Below are 25,886 nucleotides of genomic sequence, written 5' to 3'. Positions count from 1 at the left end.
GCTTATTCTTTGTTAAGATCGCTCAGCAGGACGGCAATGCTTTGACCACCATTTGTTTGCTCAAGGGCAATCTTTACAATGATGGTCAGCGGTACTGAAAGCAGCATCCCAACGGGACCGAGCAGCCAGCCCCAAAAAATCAGCGACAGGAATACCACCAGCGTAGAAAGTCCCAGCCCACGTCCCATGATGCGGGGTTCGAGGATATTGCCGAATACCAGGTTAATCACCAGATAACCTGCCAGCACGAGCAACGCGTCGTAAAAACCGCTGAATACCAGTACCTGAGCAATAGGGGGAATCGCTGCCAACACCGAACCGATGTTAGGAATATAATTCAGGGCAAAGGCCAGTAGTCCCCAGACAAACGCGAAGCGGACATCCAGTGCGGCAAGCATGCCCCAGGCGACCAGGCCGGTGACGATGCTGATGGCGGTTTTTAGTACCAGATAGTGTGAGACACTGTCGATAGCGCGTTGGATCGCGGCCATTCCCTCAAGAGGGCGGCTCATCATTTGTTTGAGTTTTCCGGGGAGTTGCGGTACTTCCAGCAGCATAAAAACCACGGTCAGCAACAGTAGAAATATCGAGGACATCGCATTAGAGAGTTGCGTCAATAAATTGGTGACCAGCGTCATCGCAGCGTTCGGATCGACATATTTCACCAACTCGTCTACGGAAACGCCGATCCCCGCACGTTGTAGCCACGGTTCGATATTTTTCAGTGGGATAACCAATGACGAACGATACTGCGGCAGTGTCCGTGCCAGCTCATTTAAGGATGTACCTAAATAAGCCAGAAGCAGCACCATTAGCATGACAATAATAACAACCAGCAATGACACGGCAAATACACGCGGTATGCGGAGCTTAACCATGCGCTGTACTACGGGATTAAGCACGACGGCGATAAATAACGCCAGAATAAACGGTACGATGATATCGGCGGCAAATCGGATACCGGTTAAAATGATAACCAACATGCCGAGCATAATAACTATTTTTAGGCCGTTAAGCGTGATGATCGGTTTTGCCATGTGAATCCCTGAGTTTTTTATCAATATAATAATGTGATCTGCCTCGAGCCGTTATAACAAAAATCAAACGAGTCGGGTAAAGAAGTGAAAAGATTTTGAGTTCGCATTGAACCTATGATACAAATCATCTGTGTTTAACTACCGAGGACAATTATCATCCGCGATGATGAGAAGCAACACTGCGGATAATTGTAATATTATGGACAATACGTTCAGGATGTTTTTGCGTTTACCTACACTTCTTCGTACCTCCTCAACTTTCTTGCTTGCGGGTGAGCAACACTGGCGCAACGCGCTTTAGTCCCTTCTTCTGCCTGAGCTGGCGTTATGCGCTGAGCTATCTGATTCTATTTTTTGGTTTACTGCATGCAGTAGGCCCAAAGGACTATATTCTCAAGCAGGAGAAGCATCATGTTTTACTGGATATTATTAGGTCTGGCCATTGCGGCTGAAATTACCGGTACGCTGTCAATGAAATGGGCCAGCGTAGGCCATGGTAATGCGGGCTTTATTTTAATGCTGGTAATGATCGCCTTATCGTATATTTTTCTCAGTTTTGCCGTTAAAAAAATCGCCCTTGGTGTGGCCTATGCCTTATGGGAAGGTATCGGAATTTTATTTATTACGCTGTTTAGCGTGTTGTTATTCGACGAAACCTTGACCACGATGAAAGTTGCTGGACTGGTCTCGCTGGTGTTAGGCATTGTGTTGATCAAATCGGGTACCCGCAAGCCGGCAAAAGCGAGGAGGGAGGTGACCCATGCAGCAGTTTGAGTGGGTTCACGGCGCGTGGCTTGGAATGGCCATCGTTCTTGAAATCGTTGCTAACGTCTTCTTAAAATTTTCCGATGGTTTCCGCCGTAAGGCTTATGGCGTGTTGTCGCTGGTGGCGGTGTTAGCGGCCTTTAGTGCGCTGTCCCAGGCGGTAAAAGGGATCGACCTTTCTGTCGCCTACGCGCTGTGGGGAGGATTCGGGATCGCCGCAACGTTGGCCGCAGGATGGGTGCTTTTTGGTCAGCGCCTGAATAACAAAGGCTGGATTGGCGTCGCCTTGCTGCTGGCCGGAATGATAATGATCAAACTTGCCTAATCTACGTGCTGCCCGCAAACGTGGGCAGCATGCGTCATCCCTTCGCCAGTGCTTCGAGTTTATCGCGAAAACCCGTCACAGAAATGGCGCGATTATCTGCCCGCCAGCGATCTTTTGCTGCTGGAGCGGAGCTTTGCACACCAATTAATTGCCAGCCTGAATCTGTCTTTAACATCAATGGGGAGCCGCTGTCGCCAGGGAGCGTATCGCACTGATGCGACAAGACTGTATTTTGCGCCCAGCCAGTTACCACGCAATCCTGATGCGTGTACAGGTCATCCAGGTGATCTTCCGGGTACCCCGATTGAGTCACTTTACGGTCAGCAGCTTTTAGCGCAGCGGTTAACGCGGCTTTATCACCGTCAAATAACGGTAGCGGCGTGATCCCGGAGGGGGGATAACGTAACACTACCAGACCAAAATCCCACGGAGCTGCAGAAGGTGGGACAATCCAGCCGTCACCATCTGCTTTTAAACGCTTGCCGAGAGAGGGATCAACCCGTCCTTCAATGCCGTGGATTTCATAGCGCCAGATACCCTTTTTCGACACAAAACGTAGCGCGACGGCTTTATCCGGCTTGCCTTTTGGTGGGGTGAGTAAGCAGTGCCCGGCGGTCAGGGCCAGGTGAGGTGAAATGAGCGTAGCCGTACACAGGTTACCGCTGGCGGTTTCCAGTTGCCCGATAGCGTCCCACGGTGATTGTGTAGGGTCAGTCACCCTCACACGATCATCATGACCAAAAAACAGCGTTTTTATGTTATCGGCTTCAGCAATGGTCGTTGCAGGCTGCTCCGCATGTGCAACGACAGGAAATAGACAAATTGAACCCAGTAATACCGCAATGGTTTTATGCATATCACACTCTGGTGGGGAATTATGATTATTAACAGCAAACCCTCAGTTAATACTATAGACGGGACGGCGGGAAAGTGGGAGTAAAATCAGATAACTACACTCAGGAAAGATAAAAATGCATGGCGATAAGAGCGCAAATTATCAGGGTAATAAGAATGAACTCAAAGCGGTAATGTGACACCATTTTACCCTCCGAAAGGCGGCGCTAAATCAGACTGATTTAGCGCCGTATGCTATGGCATGGGGGATGCCATGGTTACTACAGATGTTTTATGCAGCCGGCTGAGCAACTGGTTTAGCGGTTTCGTGTTTTACTGCTTTTTTGGTGTGTTTTTTAGCGGCCTGAGCTTTCTGCTCTGCGGCTGGTTTGGTTGCAGCTGGTTTAGTTGCTGCTTTTTTGGTGTGTTTTTTGGCTGCCTGAGCTTTCTGCTCTGCAGCTGGCTTGGTTGCTGCTTTTTTGGTGTGTTTCTTCGCAGCCTGAGCTTTCTGTTCTACAGCCGGTTTAGCTGCGGATTTTTTAGCGTGCTTTTTGGCAGCCTGCGCTTTCTGCGGAGCTGCTTTGTGCTGTTTTTTATGATGAGTGGTTTTTGCCGGTGCGGCTTTCGTGGTCGCAGCAGCAGTCGGAGCGGTAGTAGCAGTTGTTTCAGCAGCAAATGCAGCGGAAGACAGACCCATAGCAGCGGCAACAACCAGAGCTAATACTTTTTTCATTCTCATACCCTCGATTTGGTTTTTCATTCAACCCCACTGCGGGGCCGTTGAAATAACTATATCGCTGTAATCTCTGGGCTTCCGTGAGTCATTGGTTTCGACGTGTAACCGTTTGTACAATGACTCACGGTTTACGATTACAGATAGCGAGCTTCCAGATGGGCGCGGAAATAGCGGCTGCTCAGCGGCTCTCCGGTTGCCTGGGTAATGAGCTGCTCGGTCGTGAAACGACTGCCATGTTGCCAGATATTCTGGCGCAACCAGTCAAACAAGGCGCTAAAATCTCCTTGCGCAATGGCGTGGTTTAAGCCTGGCAAAGCACGGTTAGCTGCACTGAAAATCTGGGCTGCATACATCGCCCCCAATGTGTACGAAGGGAAGTAGCCAAAACCGCCATCGGTCCAGTGGATATCCTGTATACAGCCGTTACGGTAGTTCCCGATCGTAGAGAGCCCTAACCAGGCCTGCATTTTTTCATTCCACAAGGCAGGAATATCATCGACCTCAATGTCGCCGTTAATCAACGCGCGCTCGATTTCATAACGCAGGATCACGTGAGCAGGATAGCTAACCTCGTCGGCGTCAACGCGGATATAGCCCGGTTTGACCTGCTGGTTCCAGGCGATGAAATTGCTTTCCTCAAAGGCGGGTTGATTGCCAAAATGTCGGGTTACTGCGGGAATTAACCGTTTCAGAAACGCCGGGCTGCGGCCTAATTGCATTTCAAAGAACAGGCTCTGAGATTCATGGATGGCGGTTGATCGTGCCAGGGCAATAGGTTGTCCTGACCAGTTCTGAGGTAGATTTTGCTCATAACGCGCATGACCTGTCTCATGAATGACGCCAAATAACGCGCTGAGCAGTTCGTTTTCATCGTAGCGGGTGGTAATCCGAACATCTTGCGGTACGCCGCCGCAGAACGGATGTGCACTGATGTCCAGGCGTCCCGCGGTAAAATCAAAACCTAACTGCGCCATGGTTTCAAGGCCCAGCTCACGCTGAACTGCAGTCGGGAAGGGACCAGTGGGGGCGATAAGCGATTGTTGTGATTGTTTTGCCACTACCTTATTGAGCAATTCGGGTAGCCAGCTCTTGATGTCGGCAAAGAGAATATCCAGCCGGGCGCTGGTCATCTCTGGTTCAAAGACATCCAGTAATGCGTCGTAGGGCGAACATCCTTTCGCTTCTGCACGCAGTCGGGCTTCTTCGCGGCTGTACTTAACCACCTCTTTCAGGTTTTCAGCAAACCCTTCCCAGTCATTGGCCGGGCGTTGGCTGCGCCAGGCATGTTCGCAACGACTGCCCGCCAGTGATTTCGCTTCTACCAGTGATTCGGGTAGTAAGGACGCTTGATGATGTAGCCGTGACATTTCGCGCAGATTGGCCTGCTCGACATCGTTCAGGTCTTCCTGCTGTGCGGCGGCGATCCACTTTGCCACATTGGCACCGGTTAACAGTTGATGTTCAAGCACGCTCAGTTCAGCCAGCGCTTCACCCCGGGCTTTGCTACCGCCAGGCGGCATCATGGTAAACATGTCCCAACTGGCTATTGCAGAGAGGTGGGAGAAGCGAGAGAGACGCTGGAACGTACGGGTGAGTTGATGGTAATTATCGCTGTTACTCATTTTTTGTTCTCGTTCTGTTGGACCAGATTTCAGAGTCTAACGCGATTTCGCAAATTAACCCATTCATCATAGGCATGGGAATTTTGGTAGCTTGTCAATGATAATGATACTTTTTATCATGATTGTGTATTGTTCAGATAACGAGAACATTTCATTTTATCCAAGGAGCAGGTGTGCAACAGGAAGTCAGTAACGAATATATCGCAAGGACAAAAGCGGTGGCTGGCTGTTTCTCTATGTTTTTGTTGATGTTCGGCCTCACATTTTCCCCATTATTTTTCCCTGCCAGTCACGACTTGCTCGCCAAAGGATTACTTTTCCCGCTGCTGTTTACACTGGAATTCGTCGTCCTGGTGCCGTTGTATTACGTTTTCTTTAGAAAAAGAGACGGTCTCGGGAAAGGAACATTCAACGCCCGGTGGTTTGCCATATTGTTTGTTGCGCTGCTGATTGTGCAGCTGGTCCTGCCCTGGGTATTGGGGATCAGAAAGACCGAAGAATGGGTGACAAGCCAGGTCTCACTGAACAGCTACGCGCTTTGGTTATCCAGTGTAACGCTGATATTTATTGCACCCGTGTATGAAGAAATCATCTTCAGGGGCTGCCTGTTCAATGCCTTTCAGTACTGGTTCAATAATAAAACAGGATTGTCGTCAGTGGTGGTGTCGGCTATTTTCGCCGTGATGCATACACAGTATGTGGATCTGAGAACGTTATTGATGTTGTTTATTGTGTCCCAGGTTTTGATCCTGGCGAGGCTGAAAAGTAACGGTTTACTGATGCCGATTTTGCTACATATTTTGATGAACGGTACGGTAATTGCTCTGCAGATTAGCGCCCAGACGTTTATGTTATCGTGAGACGTTTATGATGCCCGGTTTTCGGGCATCATTGATTATGCGTGCAGACGGTGGTGCAATCGGGCACCAACCAATAGCGCCAGCACCAGCATCAGTGCGATAAACCCGCCCACGCCGTTCCAGCCATAGCTATGCCAGAAAACACCCCCTAGTGTACCGGCAATGCTTGAGCCCAGGTAATAGCTGAACAGGTACAGTGAAGAGGCCTGGCCTTTAGCGCGTTTGGCTCGCGGCCCGATCCAACTACTTGCCACGGAATGCGCCGCAAAAAAGCCGGCTGAAAAGAGCAACATACCGGCAAAAATCAGCCATAACGAGGTAAACAGAGTCATTATTAGCCCGAACAACATCACGCCTGTCGAGAACAACATTACCGGGCCGCGCCCATAACGGGTGGTCATGGAGCCGGCTTTTGGTGAGCTCCAGGTGCCGGTAAGATAAGCCACAGACAACAAACCGACGACAGCCTGGCTCAGCGCCCAGGGAGACAGCATCAGACGGTAGCCGATGTAGTTAAACAGTGTGACAAACGACCCCATCAGCAAGAACCCTTCTGCGAACAACAGTGGAAGTCCTCTGTCACGCCAGTGCAAACGGAAGTTGATAAATAACGTTTTAGGCCGTAACGATGTCGGTCTGAAGTGCCGTGATTCCGGTAAGATCTTCCAGAACATTAGCGCGGAGGCGAGGGCAAAGCAGCCAATAGCCGCCAGCGCGATTCTCCAGTTAAAAAAGTCAGTAAACACGCCGCTAATCAAACGACCACTCATACCACCAATCGAGTTTCCGCTGATGTATAAGCCCATTGAAAATGCAACAAAACTTGGGTGAATTTCCTCACTCAAATAGGTCATTCCCACGGCCGCCACGCCGCTCAGTGACAGTCCGATCAGCGCACGCATGATTAAAATACCGTGCCAACTGGTCATCATTGTTGAAAGGAGCGTACAACAAGAGGCGAGCAGCAGCGCGGTAACCATCACCGGCTTGCGGCCAATAGCATCTGAAAGTGGGCCGGTAAACAGTAACCCTATCGCCAGCATCGCTGTTGAAATGGAGAGCGAAATACTACTGCTGGCAGGCGATACGCCAAACTCGTGCGAAAGCACAGGCAGTATGGGTTGTACGCAATAGAGGAGGGCAAAAGTCGCCAGTCCGGCGGAAAACAGCGCCAGCGTGACGCGCATAAATGGGGATGTTCCGCGTTTGATAAAACCATCCGGCGGGGTAACTATCTGTTCATCAACATCGCTTGTTGGCGCGGTATCGACAGTTGTTGTACGGCTCACTTGAAATCCTTGCTCATCCAATTACGTCTACAGGACCAGCCTTAAGAGTATGAAAATCACAATATTCTGTCTAATATATTAATAATCTCAAATAATATTTTAAAGATATGAATATCGAACTGCGTCATTTACGTTACTTTGTGGCAGTTGCGGAAGAGCTGCATTTTGGTCGTGCAGCGGCACGACTGAATATTTCGCAACCTCCGTTGAGTCAGCAGATCCAGATTCTTGAGCAGCAGGTGGGTGCACGGCTACTGGCGCGGACTAACCGCAGCGTGGCGCTTACCGCTGCCGGAAAACAGTTTCTGGCGGACAGTCGGCAAATCCTGGGTCTGGTAAATGAGGCTGCCGCCCGTGCTGAGCGATTACACCTGGGGGAGTCGGGAGAACTGCGCATCGGTTTTACGTCATCAGCCCCGTTTATTAAGGCCGTGTCCGATACGCTGTCTCTTTTTCGCCAATGCTATCCTGCGGTGCATATGCAAACCCGTGAAATGAATACGCGCGAGCAAATTGCCCCGCTCAACGAGGGAACACTGGATTTAGGGCTCCTGCGCAATACGCAACTACCGGACACGCTGGCGCGGGAGGTCATTTTGCATGAGCCGCTGATGGCGATGATCCCACGCGCACATCCTCTGGCGCAAAAGCCGGTGGTGACGCTGGCGGAGCTGGCAAACGAACCGTTTGTCTTTTTTGATCCGCATGTTGGAACGGGGTTGTATGACGATATTCTCGGCCTGATGCGCCGTTATGATCTGAAACCAACCATCGCCCAGGAGGTCGGTGAGGCGATGACCATCATTGGACTGGTGGCCGCAGGGTTGGGTGTTTCCATTTTGCCCGCCTCTTTTAAACGGGTGCAATTGTATGAAATGTGTTGGATCCCTATTGCCGAAGACGATGCGGTCTCCGAAATGTGGTTGGTGTGGCCGAAGCATCATGAACAAAGCCACGCTGCGCAGCGTTTTCGCCAGCAGCTTTTAGCCGCAGTGCAGCGCGGTTAATTTAGTTTAAAAATGGTCGAAAATGTGCAGTAAATCACAAGGCTAAGCAAAAAGTTGACGGAAACCATTGAAGTGCTTCACCATAGTCTACAGATTATTTCGGAGCGCGAAAATAAAGGGAGTAAGTGGTGGTTGCTGATAGTCAGCCTGGGCATATCGATCAAATTAAGCAGACCAATGCGGGCGCGGTTTATCGTCTGATTGATCAGCTGGGACCGGTATCGCGTATTGATCTCTCTCGCCTGGCACAATTGGCGCCTGCCAGTATTACCAAAATTGTCCGAGAAATGCTGGAAGCGCATTTGGTGCAGGAGCTGGAAATAAAAGAAGCCGGTAACCGCGGACGTCCGGCGGTTGGGCTGGTTGTCGAAACAGAAGCCTGGCATTACCTTTCTATTCGTATTAGTCGTGGCGAGATTTTCCTGGCGCTGCGCGATCTGAGCAGCAAACTGGTGGTCGAGGATTGTCTTGAAATGGCGCTGGTCAGCGAGACATCGTTACTGGAACGGGTTGTTGCGCAAGTTGATCAGTTTTTTATTCGTCACCAGCAAAAACTCGAACGCCTAACTTCCATCGCGATTACCTTACCCGGCATTATTGATACAGAGAACGGTATCGTACATCGTATGCCGTTCTATGATGACGTCAAAGAGATGCCGCTCGGCGAAACGCTGGAGCGGCATACCGGCGTGCCGGTATACATTCAGCACGATATCAGCGCATGGACCATGGCCGAGGCGCTGTTTGGTGCATCACGCGGGGCGCGCGATGTTATTCAGGTAGTCATCGATCACAACGTGGGTGCAGGGGTGATCACTGATGGTCATTTACTGCATGCAGGCAGCAGCAGCCTGGTCGAAATAGGTCATACGCAGGTGGACCCTTACGGCAAACGGTGCTACTGCGGTAATCATGGGTGTCTGGAAACGATCGCCAGCGTCGACAGCGTGCTGGAACTGGCGCAGGTGCGACTGAAGCAGTCAATGAGCTCCTCTCTGCACGGACAACCGTTGACGGTAGACGCACTGTGTCAGGCGGCCATGCAGGGCGATTTATTGGCGAAAGATATTATTAACGGCGTTGGGACACATGTCGGTCGTATCCTGGCCATCATGGTGAATTTGTTCAACCCGCAAAAGATATTGATAGGATCTCCACTCAGTAAAGCCGCTGACATTTTGTTCCCGACGATTGCTGACAGCATTCGTCAACAGGCGCTTCCGGCGTACAGCCAGCACATTGTTGTCGAAAGTACGCAATTCTCTAATCAGGGGACGATGGCAGGGGCCGCTCTCGTTAAAGACGCGATGTATAACGGTTCTTTGTTGATTCGTCTATTACAGGGTTAACATTTTTTAACTGTTGTACGAAAAATTGCGCTATCTCAAGCTGGTTCTGGCCGTCATACTTTAGACTTTCTCCACTGTTTTATTTTCCTGACTTATATTTTCAGAGCATACGGTGGAGTTAGTGATGCTGAAGCGTTTCTTTATTACAGGTACAGACACTTCTGTTGGGAAGACCGTGGTTTCCCGCGCATTACTACAAGCGTTGGCGTCAGGGGGTAAACGTGTGGCGGGTTACAAACCCGTCGCCAAAGGCAGCAAAGAGACCCCGGAGGGTATGCGCAATAAAGATGCACTGGTGCTGCAAAGTGTGTCATCCATCGAACTGCCGTACGAGGCGATTAACCCTATCGCGCTGAGCGAAGACGAAAGCAGCGTGGCGCATAGTGGTCCGGTTAACTACACCCTGTTATCCAATGGACTTGCAAGCCTGAGTGAGAAGGTTGATCACGTTGTTGTTGAAGGCACAGGTGGCTGGCGTAGTCTGATGAACGATCTGCGTCCGTTATCAGAGTGGGTAGTACAGGAGCAACTCCCGGTTCTGATGGTGGTGGGCATTCAGGAAGGCTGTATTAACCATGCCATTCTCACCGCACAGGCGATTGCCAGTGACGGGCTGCCGTTGATTGGCTGGGTAGCGAACCGTATTAACCCCGGATTGGCGCATTATGCCGAAATCATCGACGTGCTAAGCAAAAAATTACCGGCACCGTTGATGGGTGAATTGCCTTATTTGCCACGTGCCGAGCAGCGCGAGCTTTCTCAGTATATTCGTCTGTCAATGCTCGGCAGCGTGTTGTCTGTAGATAGAGTCATGGCGTAACGTTCGCGACAGCACTGACGACACGACGCAAGCAATCAACAGGCCGGGGAGCAGTCGATACTCCCCGGTCATTTCACAGACCATCAATGTCGACATAGTGGGGGCATGGGTCGTCGCCGCCAGCAGTGTGGCCATTCCTGTTAAGCCCAACAGTACCGCTATTTCATCCGCCCCCGGAAGCCAGAACCCCCATACCCGACCCAGTAACATACCGATCGACAAACCGACGAACAACGTTGGTGTAAACACGCCGCCGGGGGCTCCTGAACCGCTACTGGCGAGTACGGCCAGCAATTTGCAAATGAAAATTCCGCTGATGACGGCGAGCAAAGGCGGAGAGAGTAAATACGACTGTACCACGCTGTAGCCGTTGCCCCAGACCGCAGGTGTGAGTAGCGACAACAGGCCAACGATCAACCCGCCCAGGGCTAACTGGCCTGGTGGTGCGAGTTTTAAGCGCAAAAATCCGTTGTGGCTGGTGGTCATAAGCCACATAAAAAGAGGTCCGCAGAGACCGGCTAACAGACCCGTGCTGATAATCATCACATATTCCAGCACATGCAGCTCACGTGTCAGATGAACGGTATACAGTAGCGCGTTGCTGTTGCTAAGCGCATTGGTGGTTAACAATGCGACGACGGCGGAGACAACCACCGGCCCTAATGAGGCGAGTATCAACGTGCCAAACAGCACTTCGGCAATAAATAAGCTACCCGCCAACGGAGCGTGATACGCACCGGCCATACCAGCAGCAGCCCCGCAGGCAATCCATAATTTCCATTCCGAACGCGGTGTGAAGCGTTGTGCGAAGCATGAGGCCGCCAATGCGGCCAATAAAATCATTGCTCCTTCACGACCAATGGCGCTACCGCTTGCCACGACGACCAAAGAGGCCAGTGATTTCACCAGACTTGCGCTGACGTCGAACTGCCCGTCAGTCTGCAGGGCTTCCATATAATCTGTGGGGGCCTGTGGGCGTAAACGATTAAATTTTTGCCAGCCCCAGAGCAAGAGTCCTGCCGCCAGACCACCGAGCGCAGGTGTCAGCATGCGTCTGAACGGCGGCAGATTTGTCGCGGCATTGACCAGACTTCCCGTATCGTTACTCAGGAACAGCCATTCAAGCAATTGCATCGCATGACGAAATCCTGCAACGGCCAGGGCTGCAAGGATACCAATCAGCGCGGCGATCAGCAGACGCCGAAACAGAGTGCGTAGGTCAGGATAAGCATGTAAACGATGCATGGGTTGCCAGACAGGAATATTCAGACGGCTTATTTTGCGGGTAATTAGCCGCAGAAGCAAAAGCTCAGCGTGCGAAACTCAGCGGGAAATGGGCAGGAACTGTCCTGCCCGTGGGTGACATTAACGAAACAATGGTTTATCTGCCACCGGAACTAATAACTGCGACTGCCATTGTGCCAGCGTCAGGCGTGCCAGTTTACCCAACCCCTGGTAGAACGGATGGTCCGCCTTCTCGATAAAAACATCGAGAAAGCGAGCCGACCACGGCAGTAGATGCCAGGCCAGCAATTGCTCACATTCGGTGTGGCGGCCATTTTCGGCAAGCCAGGCGGTTAGCAGTAACAGCGAACCAAAGTGATCTTCTGGCTCATTTTGTTGCAGCGCAAACTGAATGCCGTTGTCGCGCATCCATTGACGTAATGCCAGCGTGGAATCACCAAACAACACGTTTTCGCGATCCAGCCAGACCGAACCCCAGGGCGGGGATGGCAAAGCGTAGGGGCCGATAAACAAACGTTGCCAGGCTTGTGGGAGCGTTTCATCGCTATCTGTCTGCATTTGTGCAGCCAGTGGCGACAACGTAGCTTCCGGCAGCGGCCACTGTGCTTGCCAGCCATCAGCTTTTAACGCACTGACCATCGCAGATGCTTCAGCGCTATCTGGCGCATAGAAGAACAACGCGCCCAGAACGCGCGCTGCGGTTGAAAAGTTGTCACATTGTGAAAAATGGGTCATGCAAACAATCCTGAACAGTGCGGGTTGCCCCGCACCCGAGAGTTAACCTGCAACAGCCATTCCGACTGTCATATGCAAACCATAAAACAAACCACGACCAATGATTTCACCGGCCAGGACTAAAATTAAACCTAACGCCAGCCCAGCGGCATGCGGGTTTTTACGGCGGATAAGCGGGCATATCCAGCACCCAAGACCTGCGGCCAGCAAGACGATGCGCCACACCTGTAAGCGGCCGTAGTCAGGTACCAGCGCATTGGCGAATTGCACCGAACTGTGGATTGTGCCGAGGGAAAGTCCCTGCAGGACAATCACACCTGCACTCACCAGTAACGCCAGCACGCTTATTCCCGCGAACACGTTGGCATTAAAAGGAACACCAGCAGCACGCAACAGCAGGGCGGCAAAGAGTGGCCCGCTCAGAAGCATGGTCATGAAAAAGGCCACCGTAGTGTAACCATTATACCAGGTCGGTACGGTATCTATCTGGTAAACGTTGGTCATCGCCCAGACAAACACCACGCCCAGCAACATGCTTACCAGCAGCCATATTTTACCTAATGCAGCAGGCATTTTACCGAGAAAAGCGACCAGCCACCATAAACCACCGACGGCAAAAAACAGCGAACCGCTGGCGATTTCATTACTTAGCGCTGATTCACCGACTCTGTTCAGTGAGTTAAATGCGCGTAACGGAGACCCCAAATGCATAACCGAGGCCAGGAATGCGATTCCCATTACCAGCCAAAGAAAAAACATACTGCGAACAATGCGCTGCCTTACAACATCGTCTTTGGCGGCAACCCAACCCAGCCCACAGACGATTAGCGCGCCTGCCACGCATTGGCCCAGAACCGTGAACAGTACCAGCGGCCATTCATGCCATCCACTTCCCATTTTAGACCTCCTTCGGATTAGCCAGATAACCCGTGGTATCCCCGGTCGGGCGGCTATTGGCATTTGGTTTGATGACGATGCTCGGTTTGGTAAAGTGCGCGCCAGGGAGCGGCGCAATCGCGGCCAGGGTGCCGTGTTTTTTACGCAGTTCCTCTATCGGGCCGAAGTCCAGCGCACGCAGCGGGCAGGATTCGACACAGATGGGTTTCTTACCCTCAGCAACGCGTTCATGACAGCCATCGCACTTGGTCATGTGTCCTTTGGCGGCATTGTATTGCGGCGCGCCATACGGGCAGGCCATGTGGCAATAGCGACAGCCAATGCACACATCTTCATCCACGACCACAAAACCATCTTCACGTTTGTGCATCGCGCCGCTTGGACACACCTTGGTACAGGCCGGGTCTTCACAGTGGTTGCACGCAATGGAGAGGTAGTAGGCGAAAACGTTCTGGTGCCAGACACCGTTATCTTCCTGCCAGTCACCGCCGGCGTATTCGTAAATACGGCGGAAACTGACGTCAGGCGTTAAATTTTTGAAGTCTTTGCAGGCCAGTTCGCAAGTTTTGCAACCGGTGCAACGAGCGGAGTCGATAAAAAATCCGTATTGAGTCGTCATGGGTTACACCTTACGCCTTTTCAACCTGAACGAGATTACTGTGGGATGGATTCCCCTTCGCTAACGGAGAAGGACGATGTGACGTGAGAATGTTAATAGAACCACCGTGATCGATCTGGTCACCAAACATATCAGCATTGAGCCATGCGCCCTGGCCGATGGCTGTCACGCCGGGCAAAATACGCGGTGTAACTTTCGCGGCGATCAGCATCTGACCATTGCTGTTAAACACCCGTACCGTATCGCCGTGATGAATACCACGTGAACGAGCATCGACGGGGTTGATCCAGATTTCCTGCGGGCATGCCTGTTGTAAAACATCAATGTTGCCGTAGCTTGAGTGAGTTCGCGCCTTATAGTGGAACCCGGTGAGCTGTAGCGGGTACGTTTTGCGTTTGGGGTCGTCCCAGCCGTCAAAGCCTGGCGCATAAGCCGGTAGCGGATGCACAATCTCGTCTTGCTTGAGTTCCCATGTCTCGGCAATGGTGGCCAGTCTTTCAGAGTAAATCTCAATTTTCCCTGATGGTGTTTTCAACGGGTTTGCCGCAGGATCTTCGCGGAATGAACGGAAGGCAACATAGTGTTCTTCCGGGCATTTTTTCTTGAAAATACCGGTCGTTTTCATCTCTTCGTAATCCGGCATTTCCGGGTTACGTTCTTTGGTTTTGGCATGCAGATATTTCACCCACTCGTGTTGGGTGCGGCCTTCCGTGAATTTTTGATAGACGTCCGGGCCCAGGCGTTTAGCGACTTCACTTAACATCCAGTAGATGGGTTTTCGTTCAAATTTAGGTGAGGTAGCGGGTTGTCCGAGGATCACATAGCCCATATTCCCGGCGGACTCATGTGAGATGAGATCTTCCTGTTCAGTAGGCATCAGATCCGGCAGCAGGATGTCGCAGTACTTCGCCGATGCGGTCATAAAGTGCTCAATGCCGACAATCATTTCGCACTTACTGTCATCCTGTAAAACGTCATGAGTATGAGCAATATTGCCATGCTGGTTGATGAGCGTGTTACTGGCATAGCACCAGATAAACTTGATAGGCACATCCAGTTTATCTTTGCCACGTACACCGTCGCGGGTGGCTGTCATTTCTGCACCATGATCGATAGCATCCGTCCAGGTGAACACCGATATCTGTGTTTTGACCGGGTTCTCTAACATGGAGAACCATTCAACGCCCAGATCCCAGGTCCCTTCACGCATACCGGAGTTACCGCCGTTAATTCCCACGTTTCCTGTCAAAACAGAGAGCATGGTGATTGCTCGGGCTGTCTGTTCACCGTTGGAATGGCGTTGCGGTCCCCAGCCCTGACAGATGTAAGCTGGTTTTGCCGAACCTATTTCACGCGCTAACTGGATGATTTTGTCTGCAGGGATGCTGGTAATCTGAGATGCCCATTGCGGTGTTTTGGCAATTCCGTCCGGACCGTCACCTAATATATAGGCCTTGTAGTGCGCATTACGCGGTGCGCTGGCGGGGAGAGTGGTTTCATCGTAGCCGATGCAGTATTTATCAAGGAAAGGTTTATCAATCAGATCTTCTGTGATCAGCACCCAGGCGATAGCGGCGGCCAGTGCAGCATCTGTCCCAGGGCGAATAGGCAACCATTCATCTTCACGACCTGCGGCGGTGTCGTTGTAGCGTGGATCGATAACGATCATTCTGGCATTTGACCGCTCACGTGCCTGCTCGACATACCAGGTTACGCCACCGCCGCTCATACGCGTTTCGGCTGGGTTATTACCAAACATCACAACCAGTTTTGTGTTGGCGATATCGTCGGGGCTGTTACCGTCGTTAGCACCAAACATGTATCCCATGGCGGCGCTGATTTGTGCGGTGCTGTAACTCCCGTAACGGCTTAGATAGCCACCACAGGAATTCATCAAACGGTAGGGGACGTTGGAGTTCGTGATATTACCGCCATCCACACCGGTACCGTAAAGAACGTGAACGGCTTCATTACCGTAATCATGCAAAATACGTTTCAGATTTCCGGCTACGGTATCCAGCGCTTCATCCCAACTGATACGCTCAAATTTACCTTCACCGCGTTTGCCAACGCGTTTCATCGGGTATTTGAGGCGGTCAGGGTGGTTCATACGACGGCGAATCGAACGACCACGCAAGCAGGCGCGAACCTGGTGGTTACCGTAGGTATCATCGCCGGTCGTGTCAGATTCAACCCAGTAGACTGCATCATCTTTCACATGCAGACGTAAAAGGCAACGGCTGCCGCAGTTAACCGTACAGGAACTCTAGACAGCTTTATCTTCAACAGGTTGCACTGATTGCTGTACTGCAGCAGCAGCGGCACGAATACCAAAGGGTAGTGACAGGCCTCCGGCAGCAAGTGCCAGTGAACCTATAGCCGAAGATTTCACTAACGTCCTGCGGCTAATACCTCCATATTGCTCATCTTCAGACATAACCCACTCCATTGTAATTGTCGTTATATACATTGTTTTATAACGAAATAACTAGCTTGCTAACAATGAAGTTGAGTCTACCTATTTATAGGTAAATCTTATTAATGCATATCAAACAGGAGTGACCCTCCGCGAACGGAGGGTAAAAATTTATTGCGGTTCAGCCACGTGACCGTCCTGAGAAGGGCTACTGTTTGCGGGTGCGTTACCGCTGTTAGTTCGGGTATAGAGGATTTTGTGCGTATCATTGGCACAATGACCGACCACCAGTGAATCAGGCTGATCGGCCTGGTCATTAGGAACAATATTCAACGTGAAACTGGATTCCGCGACACCATTATTAATAATGCGCTGTTCGATATCACTCTTCACGCGCTCACATGACGCGGGCGCCGCCAGGATCTGCGGGGAAGCGACCAGTAATAAGCTCGCGGCAATTCCTGCTATGTATTTCATCATCAACTCCTTTCGTGATCGACATAAACTAAGATTAGCATTTCTGGTGTAAATAACTGTATTTGCTAATATGATTGAGAATTATCTTCTTATCCCGGTGAAAAATGTGAAGAAACAGACCCTGTTAGGTTTCCTGTGTATCGTGTTGGTTGGGTGTGATAACGCCAAAGGGCTGGTGTCCTTTACGCCGGAAATGGCCAGCTTCTCCAATGAATTTGATTTTGATCCGCTACGCGGCCCAGTGAAAGATTTTAGTCAGACACTGCTCAACGACAAAGGCGAAGTGACTAAGCGCGTCACAGGTACGCTCTCACAGGAAGGCTGTTTTGATACGCTGGAATTGCATGATGTCGAAAATAATACGGGTATGGCATTAGTGCTGGATGCGAACTTCTATCGGGACGCCGAAACGCTGGAAAAACGGATCCGTTTACAAGGGAAATGCCAACTGGCGGAACTGCCTTCGGCGGGGGTAGTGTGGGATACCGACGATAACGGTTTTGTTGTGTCCGCCACGGGAAAAGAGATGAAGGTGCAGTACCGGTATGACGCGGAAGGCTACCCGCTCGGTAAAACCACCATCAGTAAGGACAATACGCTGCAGGTTGAGGCTAAACCGTCAGTCGATCCATTGAAAAAACTGGATTACACGGCAGTAAGCATACTGAACGATCACCCTTTAGGTAACGTCAAACAAACCTGTGAGTATGATTCGTATGCTAATCCGGTCAACTGCCAGCTGGTTATCGTTGACGAAAGCGTAAAGCCGGCAGTTGAGCATCATTACTCGATTGAAAACACCATTGATTACTACTAACCGTTTTTACTGAGCGGTAGGTTGTAACAGGCTGGAACCCGGTATTTTGTGATCGGCAAGATATTGCTGTTGGAAGATACACATGCGAATGGTGTTACGATATTGGCCGTTAATAAAGAACTCATGAATCAATTCACCTTCGACCATAAAGCCAAGTTTGCGGTAGATGTGAATGGCTTTTTCGTTCTCTTTATCAACGATCAGATACAGCTTATATAAATTAAGCACGGTAAAACCGTAATCCATCGCCAGCTTTGCCGCGCGCGTTGCCAGACCTTTTCCCTGGTAATCCGGGGAAATGATGATCTGAAATTCAGCCCGGCGGTGCACATGGTTTATTTCAACCAGCTCCACCAGCCCGGCTTTCTCACCGTCACACTCGACCACAAAACGGCGTTCACTTTGGTCGTGAATGTGTTTGTCATACAGGTCTGACAGCTCAACAAACGCTTCGTAAGGTTCTTCAAACCAGTAGCGCATGACGCTGGCGTTGTTATCAAGCTGATGGACGAAACGTAAATCTTCACGCTCCAGCGGGCGCAGCTTTACACTGAGGGCGCTTGCCATATCGTATCCTTTCAATATCTTCTGGTGAGCACAATGATTATGGGGCAACGGTGCGCCCAGTGCGGCGATCGAGACAACGCAGGGTGTTAGGTTCCCAATACGCATTCAGGTTCGCGCTTTGTTCGCATTTATCACGGCTATCAAAAGCAGCGTCGGCTTTGTCCCACTCTTTCTCTGTACGCTTGTTGACTTTCTGACGCAACTGACGCGTATCGTTCCATTGTTCCTTTTCCATTGCAGCCTGTTGACGACTTTGCGCACTGTCCCCGGACTCTATGACCAGTTTACTGGTTTCAGCAAATACGGAAGAGGTGTACACGGCCGCCGCCAGCGTCAGCATGGCCGTCAGACACAGGCGTTTGGTCAGTGTAATTTTCATGGCGAATTCCTTTAATGAGAAAGGGAAAAAAACGATAAAACAGGGTTAAATTCTACACTATTCCTGCGCCAGGGCATACCCACTGGGCGCATATAGATACGTTGGACATATTCTGTCGTATCATGGTTAAACCGAAGGTAACTGAATTACTTCAATGCTTAAGACAACATTACTTTTCTTCGTCACCGCGTTATGCGAAATCATTGGCTGCTTTTTACCCTGGCTCTGGCTTAAGCGTGGGGCGACGGCCTGGTTGCTGGTTCCCGCTGGGGTGTCATTAGCGCTGTTCGTCTGGTTGCTGACGCTACATCCGGCGGCGAGCGGGCGGGTATATGCCGCGTATGGTGGTGTCTACGTGGTGACTGCACTGCTCTGGTTACGCATTGTCGATGGCGTAAAACTGAGCCTGTACGACTGGTCCGGCGCGTTAGTAGCACTGTGCGGGATGTTGATCATCGTTGCCGGATGGGGGCGCGCATAGCGCCTTTTTTGTGATCAGTGAGCGTTTTTTTGATCTTCATACTTGTATGGTAGTAGTTCAGTTGGGTAAATTTCCTGCATCACAAGAAGAGATGTAAGGATTAAAAAATGAAGATTGTCGGGGCTGAAGTTTTTGTTACCTGTCCAGGACGTAATTTTGTCACGCTGAAAATCACGACAGACGATGGGATCACTGGATTAGGGGATGCCACGCTTAACGGGCGTGAATTATCCGTGGCGTCCTACCTGAAAGATCATGTGTGTCCACAGCTAATTGGACGTGATGCGCATCGAATTGAGGATATCTGGCAGTTTTTCTACAAGGGGGCTTACTGGCGCCGCGGCCCGGTAACGATGTCGGCGATTTCTGCGGTGGATATGGCCCTGTGGGATATCAAAGCGAAGGCGGCGAATATGCCGTTGTACCAGTTGCTGGGGGGCGCATCACGCGAAGGCGTCATGGTGTACTGTCACACAACGGGTCATTCCATTGATGATGTGCTGGAGGATTACGCGCGTCATAAAGAGATGGGATTTAAAGCGATCCGTGTGCAGTGTGGTGTACCGGGAATGAAGACCACCTACGGAATGTCTAAAGGTAAAGGCCTGGCCTACGAACCTGCGACCAAAGGCCAGTGGCCGGAAGAGCAGCTGTGGTCGACGGAGAAATATCTCGATTTCACACCGAAATTGTTTGAAGCCGTCCGCAACAAATTTGGTTTTGATGAACATCTTCTGCATGACATGCATCACCGTCTGACGCCAATTGAAGCGGCTCGTTTTGGTAAGAGCATTGAACAATACCGTTTGTTCTGGATGGAAGACCCAACCCCCGCTGAAAACCAAGAGTGCTTCCGCCTGATTCGCCAGCATACGGTCACGCCGATTGCGGTAGGGGAAGTGTTCAACAGTATCTGGGACTGCAAGCAGCTTATTGAAGAACAGCTGATCGACTATATTCGCACCACTATTACCCACGCAGGCGGTATCACCGGTATGCGTCGTATTGCTGATTTTGCCTCACTTTATCAGGTACGCACGGGTTCTCATGGACCTTCCGATTTGTCGCCAGTCTGCATGGCCGCTGCGCTGCATTTCGATCTGTGGGTACCCAATTTCGGGGTGCAGGAATATATGGGGTACTCAGAACAGATGTTGGAAGTGTTCCCGCATAACTGGACCTTTGATAACGGCTACATGCATCCAGGTGACAAACCAGGGCTCGGTATTGAGTTTGACGAAAAACTTGCAGCGAAATATCCGTACGATCCCGCATATCTGCCGGTCGCCCGTCTTGAAGATGGCACGCTATGGAACTGGTAAGGAGTGATTTGTTATGAATAGTATTGTGATTGAAAAACCGAATATGCTTGTTATCGCACAGCGACCAGTACCAGAACCCTCAGCAGGAGAGGTCCGGGTAAAAGTAAAACTGGCGGGGATTTGCGGTTCAGACAGCCATATTTATCGTGGACATAATCCATTTGCGAAATATCCGCGAGTTATTGGCCATGAATTCTTTGGTGTAATTGATGCTGTAGGTGAAGGGGTTGAACGTTCGCGTATAGGTGAACGTGTGTCCGTTGATCCGGTTATCAGTTGTGGACATTGTTATCCCTGTTCGATTGGTAAACCTAACGTTTGCACATCGCTGGTGGTGCTGGGCGTGCATCGGGATGGCGGTTTCAGCGAGTACGCTGTCGTGCCGGCGAAAAATGCCTGGACGATCCCCGATACCGTGCCCGATGAGCATGCCGTTATGGTCGAACCTTTTACCATCGCCGCAAACGTGACCGGACAAGTTAAACCAACAGAGAACGATATCGCACTGATTTACGGGGCAGGCCCGATGGGGCTCACGACTGTTCAGGCACTTAAACATGTCTATAAAGTAAAAACGGTAGTGATTGCAGACAGAATTGACGAACGTTTGACGATGGCAAAACAGTGCGGTGCTGACTGGACAGTCAATAATGGGCAGCAATCATTGCAGGATTTTCTTGCTGAGAAGACACTGAAACCTACGATTATCGTGGATGCGGCTTGTCATCCATCCATTTTACAGGAGGCTATCACGCTGGCATCACCGGCTGCGCGTATAGTTTTAATGGGATTCTCCAGCGAGCCTTGCCAGATTGTGCAGCAAGGTATTACAGGGAAAGAGCTTTCAATCTATTCTTCAAGATTAAATGCAAATAAATTCCCGGTTGTTATTGATTGGTTGGTCAAAGGACTTATCGACCCCAATAAACTTATTACCCATACTTTTGACTATCACCACGTTACCGACGCAATTGAATTGTTTGAGAAAGATCAGCAGCATTGCTGCAAAGTTTTACTCACATTCACTGAATAATATTAATAACTGCGAGCAAGTGGTACGCATCTTACCTCTTAGAGATAGCCAATATGAATCAAGAAAAACACGAAAGGTCAACGAAAGATCTGGTGAGAGCAGCCGTTTCAGGGTGGTTAGGGACAGCTCTCGAATTTATGGATTTCCAATTATATTCATTGGGTGCCGCGCTGGTATTTCATGAAATATTTTTCCCGGAGCAATCTGCCGCGATGGCACTCATTCTGGCAATGGGTACCTACGGTGCGGGATATATTGCTCGTATCGTTGGAGCATTTATATTTGGCAAAATGGGCGACAGCATTGGACGTAAAAAGGTGCTGTTTATTACCATTACCATGATGGGGATCTGTACAACATTAATAGGCGTACTGCCAACGTATGCACAAATCGGTATCTTTGCGCCCGTATTACTGGTGACGCTGCGTATTGTGCAGGGTCTCGGTGCAGGGGCCGAAATCTCTGGGGCTGGTACAATGCTCGCTGAGTACGCACCAAAAGGAAAACGCGGTATCATTTCCTCTCTTGTTGCAATGGGAACTAACTGCGGCACATTAAGTGCTACTGCAATCTGGGCCGTGATGTTCTTTGCCCTTGATCGTGAGGAATTGTTAGCCTGGGGTTGGCGAATTCCGTTTCTGGCGAGTGTAGTGGTTATGGTTTTTGCCATCTGGTTGCGAATGAACCTCAAAGAAAGTCCAGTATTTGAGAAAGTTAATAATGAGGAAAACGCACCTGCATTGAATAACCCGTCAGAAAATACGCTGGGTGCAATGTTTACCAGTAAATCTTTCTGGTTGGCAACCGGCTTACGTTTTGGACAGGCGGGTAACTCAGGTTTAATTCAGACTTTCCTTGCCGGATATTTGGTGCAAACATTGTTGTTTGATAAATCAATACCGACAGATGCCTTAATGATTAGTTCTGTGCTTGGATTTATTACAATACCCTTACTAGGGTGGTTGTCAGATAAATTTGGTCGCCGTTTACCATATATAATTCTGAATATATCTGCAATTATTCTTGCTTATCCAATGTTATCGATTGTTGTAGATAAAACGTATAGCCCCGGCGTCATTATGACAGCGCTGATTGTTATTCATAATTTTGCGGTGCTGGGATTGTTCGCACTCGAAAATATCACCATGGCTGAAATGTTCGGTGCGCGTAATCGCTTCACCCGAATGGCAATTTCAAAAGAGGCCGGTGGATTGGTGGCCGTTGGTTTTGGTCCTGTTCTGGCCGGTATTTTCTGCAACATGACAAATTCCTGGTGGCCGATTCTGGTGATGGTTATGGCTTACTCGCTGATTGGTTTGGTTTCAGCATTGCTAATGCCTGAAGTGAAAGACCGTGATTTGAGTGTCCTGGAAGATGCTGCGGAAGTGAGCAAAACCGAGACGGTTCGTGCTGGAGCCACTCAGGCTGGCTAGTACGGACAGGGTATGGTCAGGTCTGAACTGATGGCCTGATCATGCTATTACACAGCTTTAAATGATGTCATACCAATCATAGAAAGTTTAATGCAAATCAAAACATACAACCATACAGGCGTTACTCTGAAACAGTCCTGATTTCATTGATAAGTAGGTCATACAATGCAAAACAAGCTCTTAGCGGCAAAGGCTGCACTTCCTGGCTACGATCGTACAAAACTGGTTCCGCGTATTGTTCATCTGGGGTTCGGTGCTTTCCACCGTGCACACCAGGGGGTATACGCTGACATCCTGGCAGCAGATCACAATAGTGACTGGGGATACTGCGAAGTAAACCTGATTGGTGGAGAGCAGCAGATTGCTGATTTGAAACAGCAAGATAACCTGTACACCGTTGCGGAAATGTCTGCGGATGCCTGGACCGCAAGAGTTGTTGGCGTGGTTAAAAAGGCGTTGCATGCGCAGGTTGATGGTCTGGAAGCTGTACTGGCTGCGCTGTGCGAACCGCAGGTGGCGATCGTTTCCCTGACCATAACTGAGAAGGGGTATTGCCATTCTCCGGCTACCGGGCAATTGATGCTGGATAACCCGATGATTGCCGCCGACCTGCAAAACCCAAAACAGCCGAAGACGGCACCGGGTGTGGTGGTTGAAGCACTTGCACGCCGTAAAGCCGCAGGTTTAGGTGCGTTTACCGTGATGTCCTGCGACAACATGCCTGAAAACGGCCATGTGATGCGCAATGTTGTCACTGCGTATGCCCGGGCGGTGGATGCTGAGCTGGCTGCATGGATCGAACAACATGTGACGTTCCCGTCAACAATGGTTGACCGTATTGTCCCAGCGGTAACCGCAGATACGCTGGACAAAATTGAACAACTTACCGGGGTACGCGATCCGGCGGGTGTGGCATGCGAACCGTTCCGTCAGTGGGTCATTGAAGATAACTTTGTCGCAGGGCGTCCAGAGTGGGAAAAAGCCGGGGCTGAACTGGTGGCAGATGTTATCCCGTTCGAAGAGATGAAGTTGCGTATGCTTAACGGCAGCCACTCTTTCCTTGCTTACCTCGGCTACCTGGCAGGATATCAACACATCAACGACTGCATGGGTGATGAGAACTATCGTGTCGCCGCCCGCGCGTTGATGCTGCAGGAGCAAGCGCCAACATTAAAAGTGAAAGGGGTGGATCTTCAGCATTATGCCGACTTACTGATTGACCGCTATAGCAACCCGGCGTTACGCCACCGTACCTGGCAGATTGCCATGGACGGTAGTCAGAAACTGCCGCAACGTATGCTTGACTCTGTGCGTTGGCATATCGTGCACGGCAGTGGTTTTGATCTGCTTGCACTCGGTGTGGCGGGTTGGATGCGCTATGTCGGGGGCGTGGATGAGCAGGGACAAGCCATTGAAATTAGCGATCCGCTGTTGCCAGTGATCCAGAAAGCGGTACAGAACAGTCACGAAGGTGAAGATCGTGTGCAGACGCTATTGGCTATTGACGCTATTTTTGGTGACGAACTGCCACAGGTTGAACGGTTTAAAAAGCGGGTTACAGAAGCGTACCTGACTTTGCTGGCGGAAGGCGCGAAGGCAACGGTTGCAAAATATGCTGCGAAATTACTGTCAGTAAGATAACGCTTTATGTCGCCATCCGGCTTTAACGACAGCCAGATGGCGCATTGTTTTTGGCATTCACACCAATTAGTTCATGCCTAAACGAATCAGTTCGAGGGGGGCATATTTGCCTTCACATCCTTCGATTTCCACTGTTTTACCGCGGCGGATTTGCTCAGCGGTCAGGCCATCGGTGTCAATGGCTGTAATACGGCCGGTGAGTCCGGTGTCACTAATCATGACTCGGCTGCCAGTGGTGATTGCGTTGCGGTTACGATCGTATGTTTTCATGGTGTTTTCTCCTTTCCAACTTACCGTCAAAGCCCGTGGGCTTTTAGTCCCACGTAACGGGCGCAATATAAATACGCTTCTCGTTAATGATTTTTTTTGTTTTCGATCAAAATCACAGCTTTTTTTATGGGGATATGCAGGAGAGGGAATTGTTCGGGGAAACTCACCTCAGTGAGAGGTGAGCTACGTATTAGTCTTCGCTAAACCAGTCGCTATTTTCCTGACGAATAAGCTGAACAGATTCGCTAATTTCCTGTAGATGCAGCATCATTGCATGCTCGACGGCATCGCCATCATGTTTTACCAGCGCTGTAAAGATATCATGGTGCTGACGAAGTAGCATTTCAGGTGGGGAGACATGATCCAGACTCATATAGCGCACACGGTCAATCGTGGCTTTAATATTCTCGACGGTGTCCCAGGCAAGCTGGCAATCAGCGATTAATGCCAGCTTCTGATGAAACTCATCATCAAGCTGGAAGAAATCGTTGAGCTGCTTACGGTCGATGGCAATGCGTTGCTGGTGCAGATTCTGTTCCAGTTGATAGCACTGGTTATCGGTGATCATCGAGGCGGCGCGGCGGGCTACGGCACACTCAATGGCCTGACGTACAAAACAGCCATTTTGCACCTGCGACAGCGAGATCTTATTCACGTAACTGCCACGTTGTGGACGGATCTGAATCAAACCGTTTTCTGCCAGTTTGATGAATGCTTCTCGTACCGGCTGGCGAGACACGTTAAAGCGTACGGAAACCTCTTTCTCCGACAATGGCGTACCAGGTGCAATCAGACAATGCACGATATCGCTGCGAAGAATACGGTAAATCTGTTGATTTACCGGCTGTGTAGGGTTGAGCTGCGTTTCTACGGTCATTCATTCTTACTTATTAGAGAGTTAACCCGGCTA

Annotated in this window: 26 protein-coding genes and 1 pseudogene; 12 read left to right on the top strand and 15 right to left on the bottom strand. The window is 50.4% G+C overall.

The window, feature by feature from the left end:
- Positions 1 to 2 precede the first annotated feature (2 nt).
- Complete coding sequence (locus HV041_RS09420; RefSeq protein ID WP_048211724.1) at positions 3 to 1,037, bottom strand: AI-2E family transporter; 1,035 nt, start codon at positions 1,035 to 1,037, stop codon at positions 3 to 5.
- Positions 1,038 to 1,445: 408 nt separating this feature from the next.
- On the opposite strand from HV041_RS09420, the gene mdtJ reads away from it, so the two are divergent.
- Positions 1,446 to 1,811, top strand: coding sequence for a multidrug/spermidine efflux SMR transporter subunit MdtJ (gene mdtJ / locus HV041_RS09415; RefSeq protein WP_161958620.1), 366 nt, complete (start codon positions 1,446 to 1,448; stop codon positions 1,809 to 1,811).
- A complete protein-coding gene (gene mdtI / locus HV041_RS09410) occupies positions 1,798 to 2,127 on the top strand; it encodes a multidrug/spermidine efflux SMR transporter subunit MdtI (RefSeq protein WP_040233868.1) in 330 nt (109 codons plus the stop codon). The genes mdtJ and mdtI overlap by 14 nt, the downstream gene beginning before the upstream one ends.
- A 34-nt stretch (positions 2,128 to 2,161) precedes the next feature.
- On the opposite strand, the gene HV041_RS09405 is transcribed toward mdtI, so the two are convergent.
- The 3 genes from HV041_RS09405 to HV041_RS09395 form a co-directional block, all read right to left on the bottom strand.
- A complete protein-coding gene (locus HV041_RS09405) occupies positions 2,162 to 2,983 on the bottom strand; it encodes a serine protease (protein WP_048211723.1) in 822 nt (273 codons plus the stop codon).
- Between the two features lie 270 nt (positions 2,984 to 3,253).
- The gene (gene asr / locus HV041_RS09400; protein WP_121584616.1) at positions 3,254 to 3,694 is read right to left on the bottom strand and encodes an acid resistance repetitive basic protein Asr; all 441 of its coding nucleotides are present in this window, start codon (positions 3,692 to 3,694) and stop codon (positions 3,254 to 3,256) included.
- 137 nt (positions 3,695 to 3,831) lie between these two features.
- Positions 3,832 to 5,319 carry a carboxypeptidase M32 gene (locus HV041_RS09395; RefSeq protein ID WP_182294208.1) on the bottom strand — a complete coding sequence of 496 codons (1,488 nt, stop codon included), beginning with the start codon at positions 5,317 to 5,319 and terminating at the stop codon, positions 3,832 to 3,834.
- A 173-nt stretch (positions 5,320 to 5,492) separates the two neighbouring features.
- Between HV041_RS09395 and HV041_RS09390 the strand changes: the two genes are divergently transcribed.
- Positions 5,493 to 6,179, top strand: coding sequence for a type II CAAX endopeptidase family protein (locus HV041_RS09390; RefSeq protein WP_061067869.1), 687 nt, complete (start codon positions 5,493 to 5,495; stop codon positions 6,177 to 6,179).
- Between the two features lie 35 nt (positions 6,180 to 6,214).
- Here HV041_RS09390 and HV041_RS09385 read toward each other — a convergent pair whose 3' ends face one another.
- On the bottom strand, positions 6,215 to 7,468 hold the full coding sequence (locus HV041_RS09385) for an MFS transporter (RefSeq protein WP_048211719.1): 1,254 nt from the start codon (positions 7,466 to 7,468) through the stop codon (positions 6,215 to 6,217).
- Between the two features lie 107 nt (positions 7,469 to 7,575).
- Here HV041_RS09385 and HV041_RS09380 point away from each other — a divergent pair, with 107 nt between their 5' ends.
- The 3 genes from HV041_RS09380 (at position 7,576) to bioD (ending at position 10,644) form a co-directional block, all read left to right on the top strand.
- The gene (locus HV041_RS09380; protein WP_048211718.1) at positions 7,576 to 8,475 is read left to right on the top strand and encodes a LysR family transcriptional regulator; all 900 of its coding nucleotides are present in this window, start codon (positions 7,576 to 7,578) and stop codon (positions 8,473 to 8,475) included.
- A gap of 128 nt (positions 8,476 to 8,603) precedes the next feature.
- Positions 8,604 to 9,824: a sugar metabolism global transcriptional regulator Mlc gene (gene mlc / locus HV041_RS09375; protein ID WP_048212588.1), complete on the top strand. Its 1,221-nt coding sequence runs from the start codon at positions 8,604 to 8,606 to the stop codon at positions 9,822 to 9,824.
- 124 nt (positions 9,825 to 9,948) lie between these two features.
- A complete protein-coding gene (gene bioD, locus HV041_RS09370; protein WP_005121161.1) occupies positions 9,949 to 10,644 on the top strand; it encodes a dethiobiotin synthase in 696 nt (231 codons plus the stop codon).
- Here the strand turns inward: bioD and clcB are convergent.
- The 6 genes and pseudogenes from clcB to HV041_RS09340 all read right to left on the bottom strand — a co-directional run bounded on the left by clcB (position 10,600) and on the right by HV041_RS09340 (position 17,036).
- On the bottom strand, positions 10,600 to 11,889 hold the full coding sequence (gene clcB / locus HV041_RS09365) for a voltage-gated ClC-type chloride channel ClcB (RefSeq protein ID WP_182294207.1): 1,290 nt from the start codon (positions 11,887 to 11,889) through the stop codon (positions 10,600 to 10,602). The two genes, bioD and clcB, sit on opposite strands and share 45 nt — an antisense overlap.
- A 120-nt stretch (positions 11,890 to 12,009) precedes the next feature.
- Positions 12,010 to 12,624 (bottom strand): Tat proofreading chaperone DmsD, encoded by a 615-nt coding sequence (gene dmsD / locus HV041_RS09360; RefSeq protein WP_116361219.1) that lies wholly within the window; start codon positions 12,622 to 12,624, stop codon positions 12,010 to 12,012.
- A gap of 42 nt (positions 12,625 to 12,666) precedes the next feature.
- Entirely contained in the window at positions 12,667 to 13,521 is an 855-nt protein-coding gene (locus HV041_RS09355) for a dimethyl sulfoxide reductase anchor subunit family protein (protein WP_121584617.1), read from the bottom strand.
- Between the two features lies 1 nt (position 13,522).
- The gene (locus tag HV041_RS09350) at positions 13,523 to 14,140 is read right to left on the bottom strand and encodes a DMSO/selenate family reductase complex B subunit (RefSeq protein ID WP_121584618.1); all 618 of its coding nucleotides are present in this window, start codon (positions 14,138 to 14,140) and stop codon (positions 13,523 to 13,525) included.
- Positions 14,141 to 14,150: 10 nt separating this feature from the next.
- Positions 14,151 to 16,577 (bottom strand): annotated as a pseudogene (gene ynfF, locus HV041_RS09345) (selenate/tellurate reductase subunit YnfF).
- 150 nt (positions 16,578 to 16,727) lie between these two features.
- Positions 16,728 to 17,036 carry a DUF1161 domain-containing protein gene (locus HV041_RS09340; RefSeq protein WP_086523673.1) on the bottom strand — a complete coding sequence of 103 codons (309 nt, stop codon included), beginning with the start codon at positions 17,034 to 17,036 and terminating at the stop codon, positions 16,728 to 16,730.
- Positions 17,037 to 17,139: 103 nt separating this feature from the next.
- On the opposite strand from HV041_RS09340, the gene HV041_RS09335 reads away from it, so the two are divergent.
- Positions 17,140 to 17,850: a YnfC family lipoprotein gene (locus tag HV041_RS09335; RefSeq protein WP_153070206.1), complete on the top strand. Its 711-nt coding sequence runs from the start codon at positions 17,140 to 17,142 to the stop codon at positions 17,848 to 17,850.
- A gap of 6 nt (positions 17,851 to 17,856) precedes the next feature.
- Here the strand turns inward: HV041_RS09335 and speG are convergent, their stop codons facing one another.
- Both speG and HV041_RS09325 read right to left on the bottom strand, forming a co-directional pair.
- The gene (speG, locus tag HV041_RS09330) at positions 17,857 to 18,417 is read right to left on the bottom strand and encodes a spermidine N1-acetyltransferase (RefSeq protein ID WP_048211711.1); all 561 of its coding nucleotides are present in this window, start codon (positions 18,415 to 18,417) and stop codon (positions 17,857 to 17,859) included.
- Positions 18,418 to 18,454: 37 nt separating this feature from the next.
- The gene (locus HV041_RS09325) at positions 18,455 to 18,796 is read right to left on the bottom strand and encodes a DUF1283 family protein (protein ID WP_048211710.1); all 342 of its coding nucleotides are present in this window, start codon (positions 18,794 to 18,796) and stop codon (positions 18,455 to 18,457) included.
- 154 nt (positions 18,797 to 18,950) lie between these two features.
- Here HV041_RS09325 and HV041_RS09320 point away from each other — a divergent pair, with 154 nt between their 5' ends.
- From HV041_RS09320 to HV041_RS09300, 5 genes are all read left to right on the top strand, one after another.
- Entirely contained in the window at positions 18,951 to 19,277 is a 327-nt protein-coding gene (locus HV041_RS09320) for a YnfA family protein (protein ID WP_005121149.1), read from the top strand.
- 107 nt (positions 19,278 to 19,384) lie between these two features.
- Positions 19,385 to 20,599, top strand: coding sequence for a starvation-sensing protein RspA (gene rspA / locus HV041_RS09315; protein WP_048211709.1), 1,215 nt, complete (start codon positions 19,385 to 19,387; stop codon positions 20,597 to 20,599).
- 13 nt (positions 20,600 to 20,612) lie between these two features.
- Entirely contained in the window at positions 20,613 to 21,632 is a 1,020-nt protein-coding gene (locus HV041_RS09310; protein ID WP_121584620.1) for a Zn-dependent oxidoreductase, read from the top strand.
- A 53-nt stretch (positions 21,633 to 21,685) separates the two neighbouring features.
- Positions 21,686 to 23,065 carry an MFS transporter gene (locus HV041_RS09305; RefSeq protein ID WP_040231128.1) on the top strand — a complete coding sequence of 460 codons (1,380 nt, stop codon included), beginning with the start codon at positions 21,686 to 21,688 and terminating at the stop codon, positions 23,063 to 23,065.
- Between the two features lie 165 nt (positions 23,066 to 23,230).
- Positions 23,231 to 24,706, top strand: a complete 1,476-nt coding sequence (locus HV041_RS09300; RefSeq protein WP_121584621.1) for a mannitol dehydrogenase family protein — start codon at positions 23,231 to 23,233, stop codon at positions 24,704 to 24,706.
- Positions 24,707 to 24,772: 66 nt separating this feature from the next.
- Here HV041_RS09300 and ydfZ read toward each other — a convergent pair whose 3' ends face one another.
- Both ydfZ and HV041_RS09290 read right to left on the bottom strand, forming a co-directional pair.
- A complete protein-coding gene (ydfZ, locus tag HV041_RS09295; RefSeq protein ID WP_003032393.1) occupies positions 24,773 to 24,976 on the bottom strand; it encodes a putative selenium delivery protein YdfZ in 204 nt (67 codons plus the stop codon).
- 190 nt (positions 24,977 to 25,166) lie between these two features.
- Positions 25,167 to 25,853 (bottom strand): GntR family transcriptional regulator, encoded by a 687-nt coding sequence (locus tag HV041_RS09290; RefSeq protein WP_121584622.1) that lies wholly within the window; start codon positions 25,851 to 25,853, stop codon positions 25,167 to 25,169.
- Positions 25,854 to 25,886: the final 33 nt, after the last annotated feature.

It is taken from the genome of Citrobacter sp. RHBSTW-00029, assembly GCF_014104295.1.
GTDB classification, from domain to species: Bacteria; Pseudomonadota; Gammaproteobacteria; order Enterobacterales; family Enterobacteriaceae; genus Citrobacter; species Citrobacter youngae.
The sequence above is the reverse complement of the archived record's forward strand: the minus strand, read 5'-3'. Positions and strand labels throughout refer to the sequence as shown.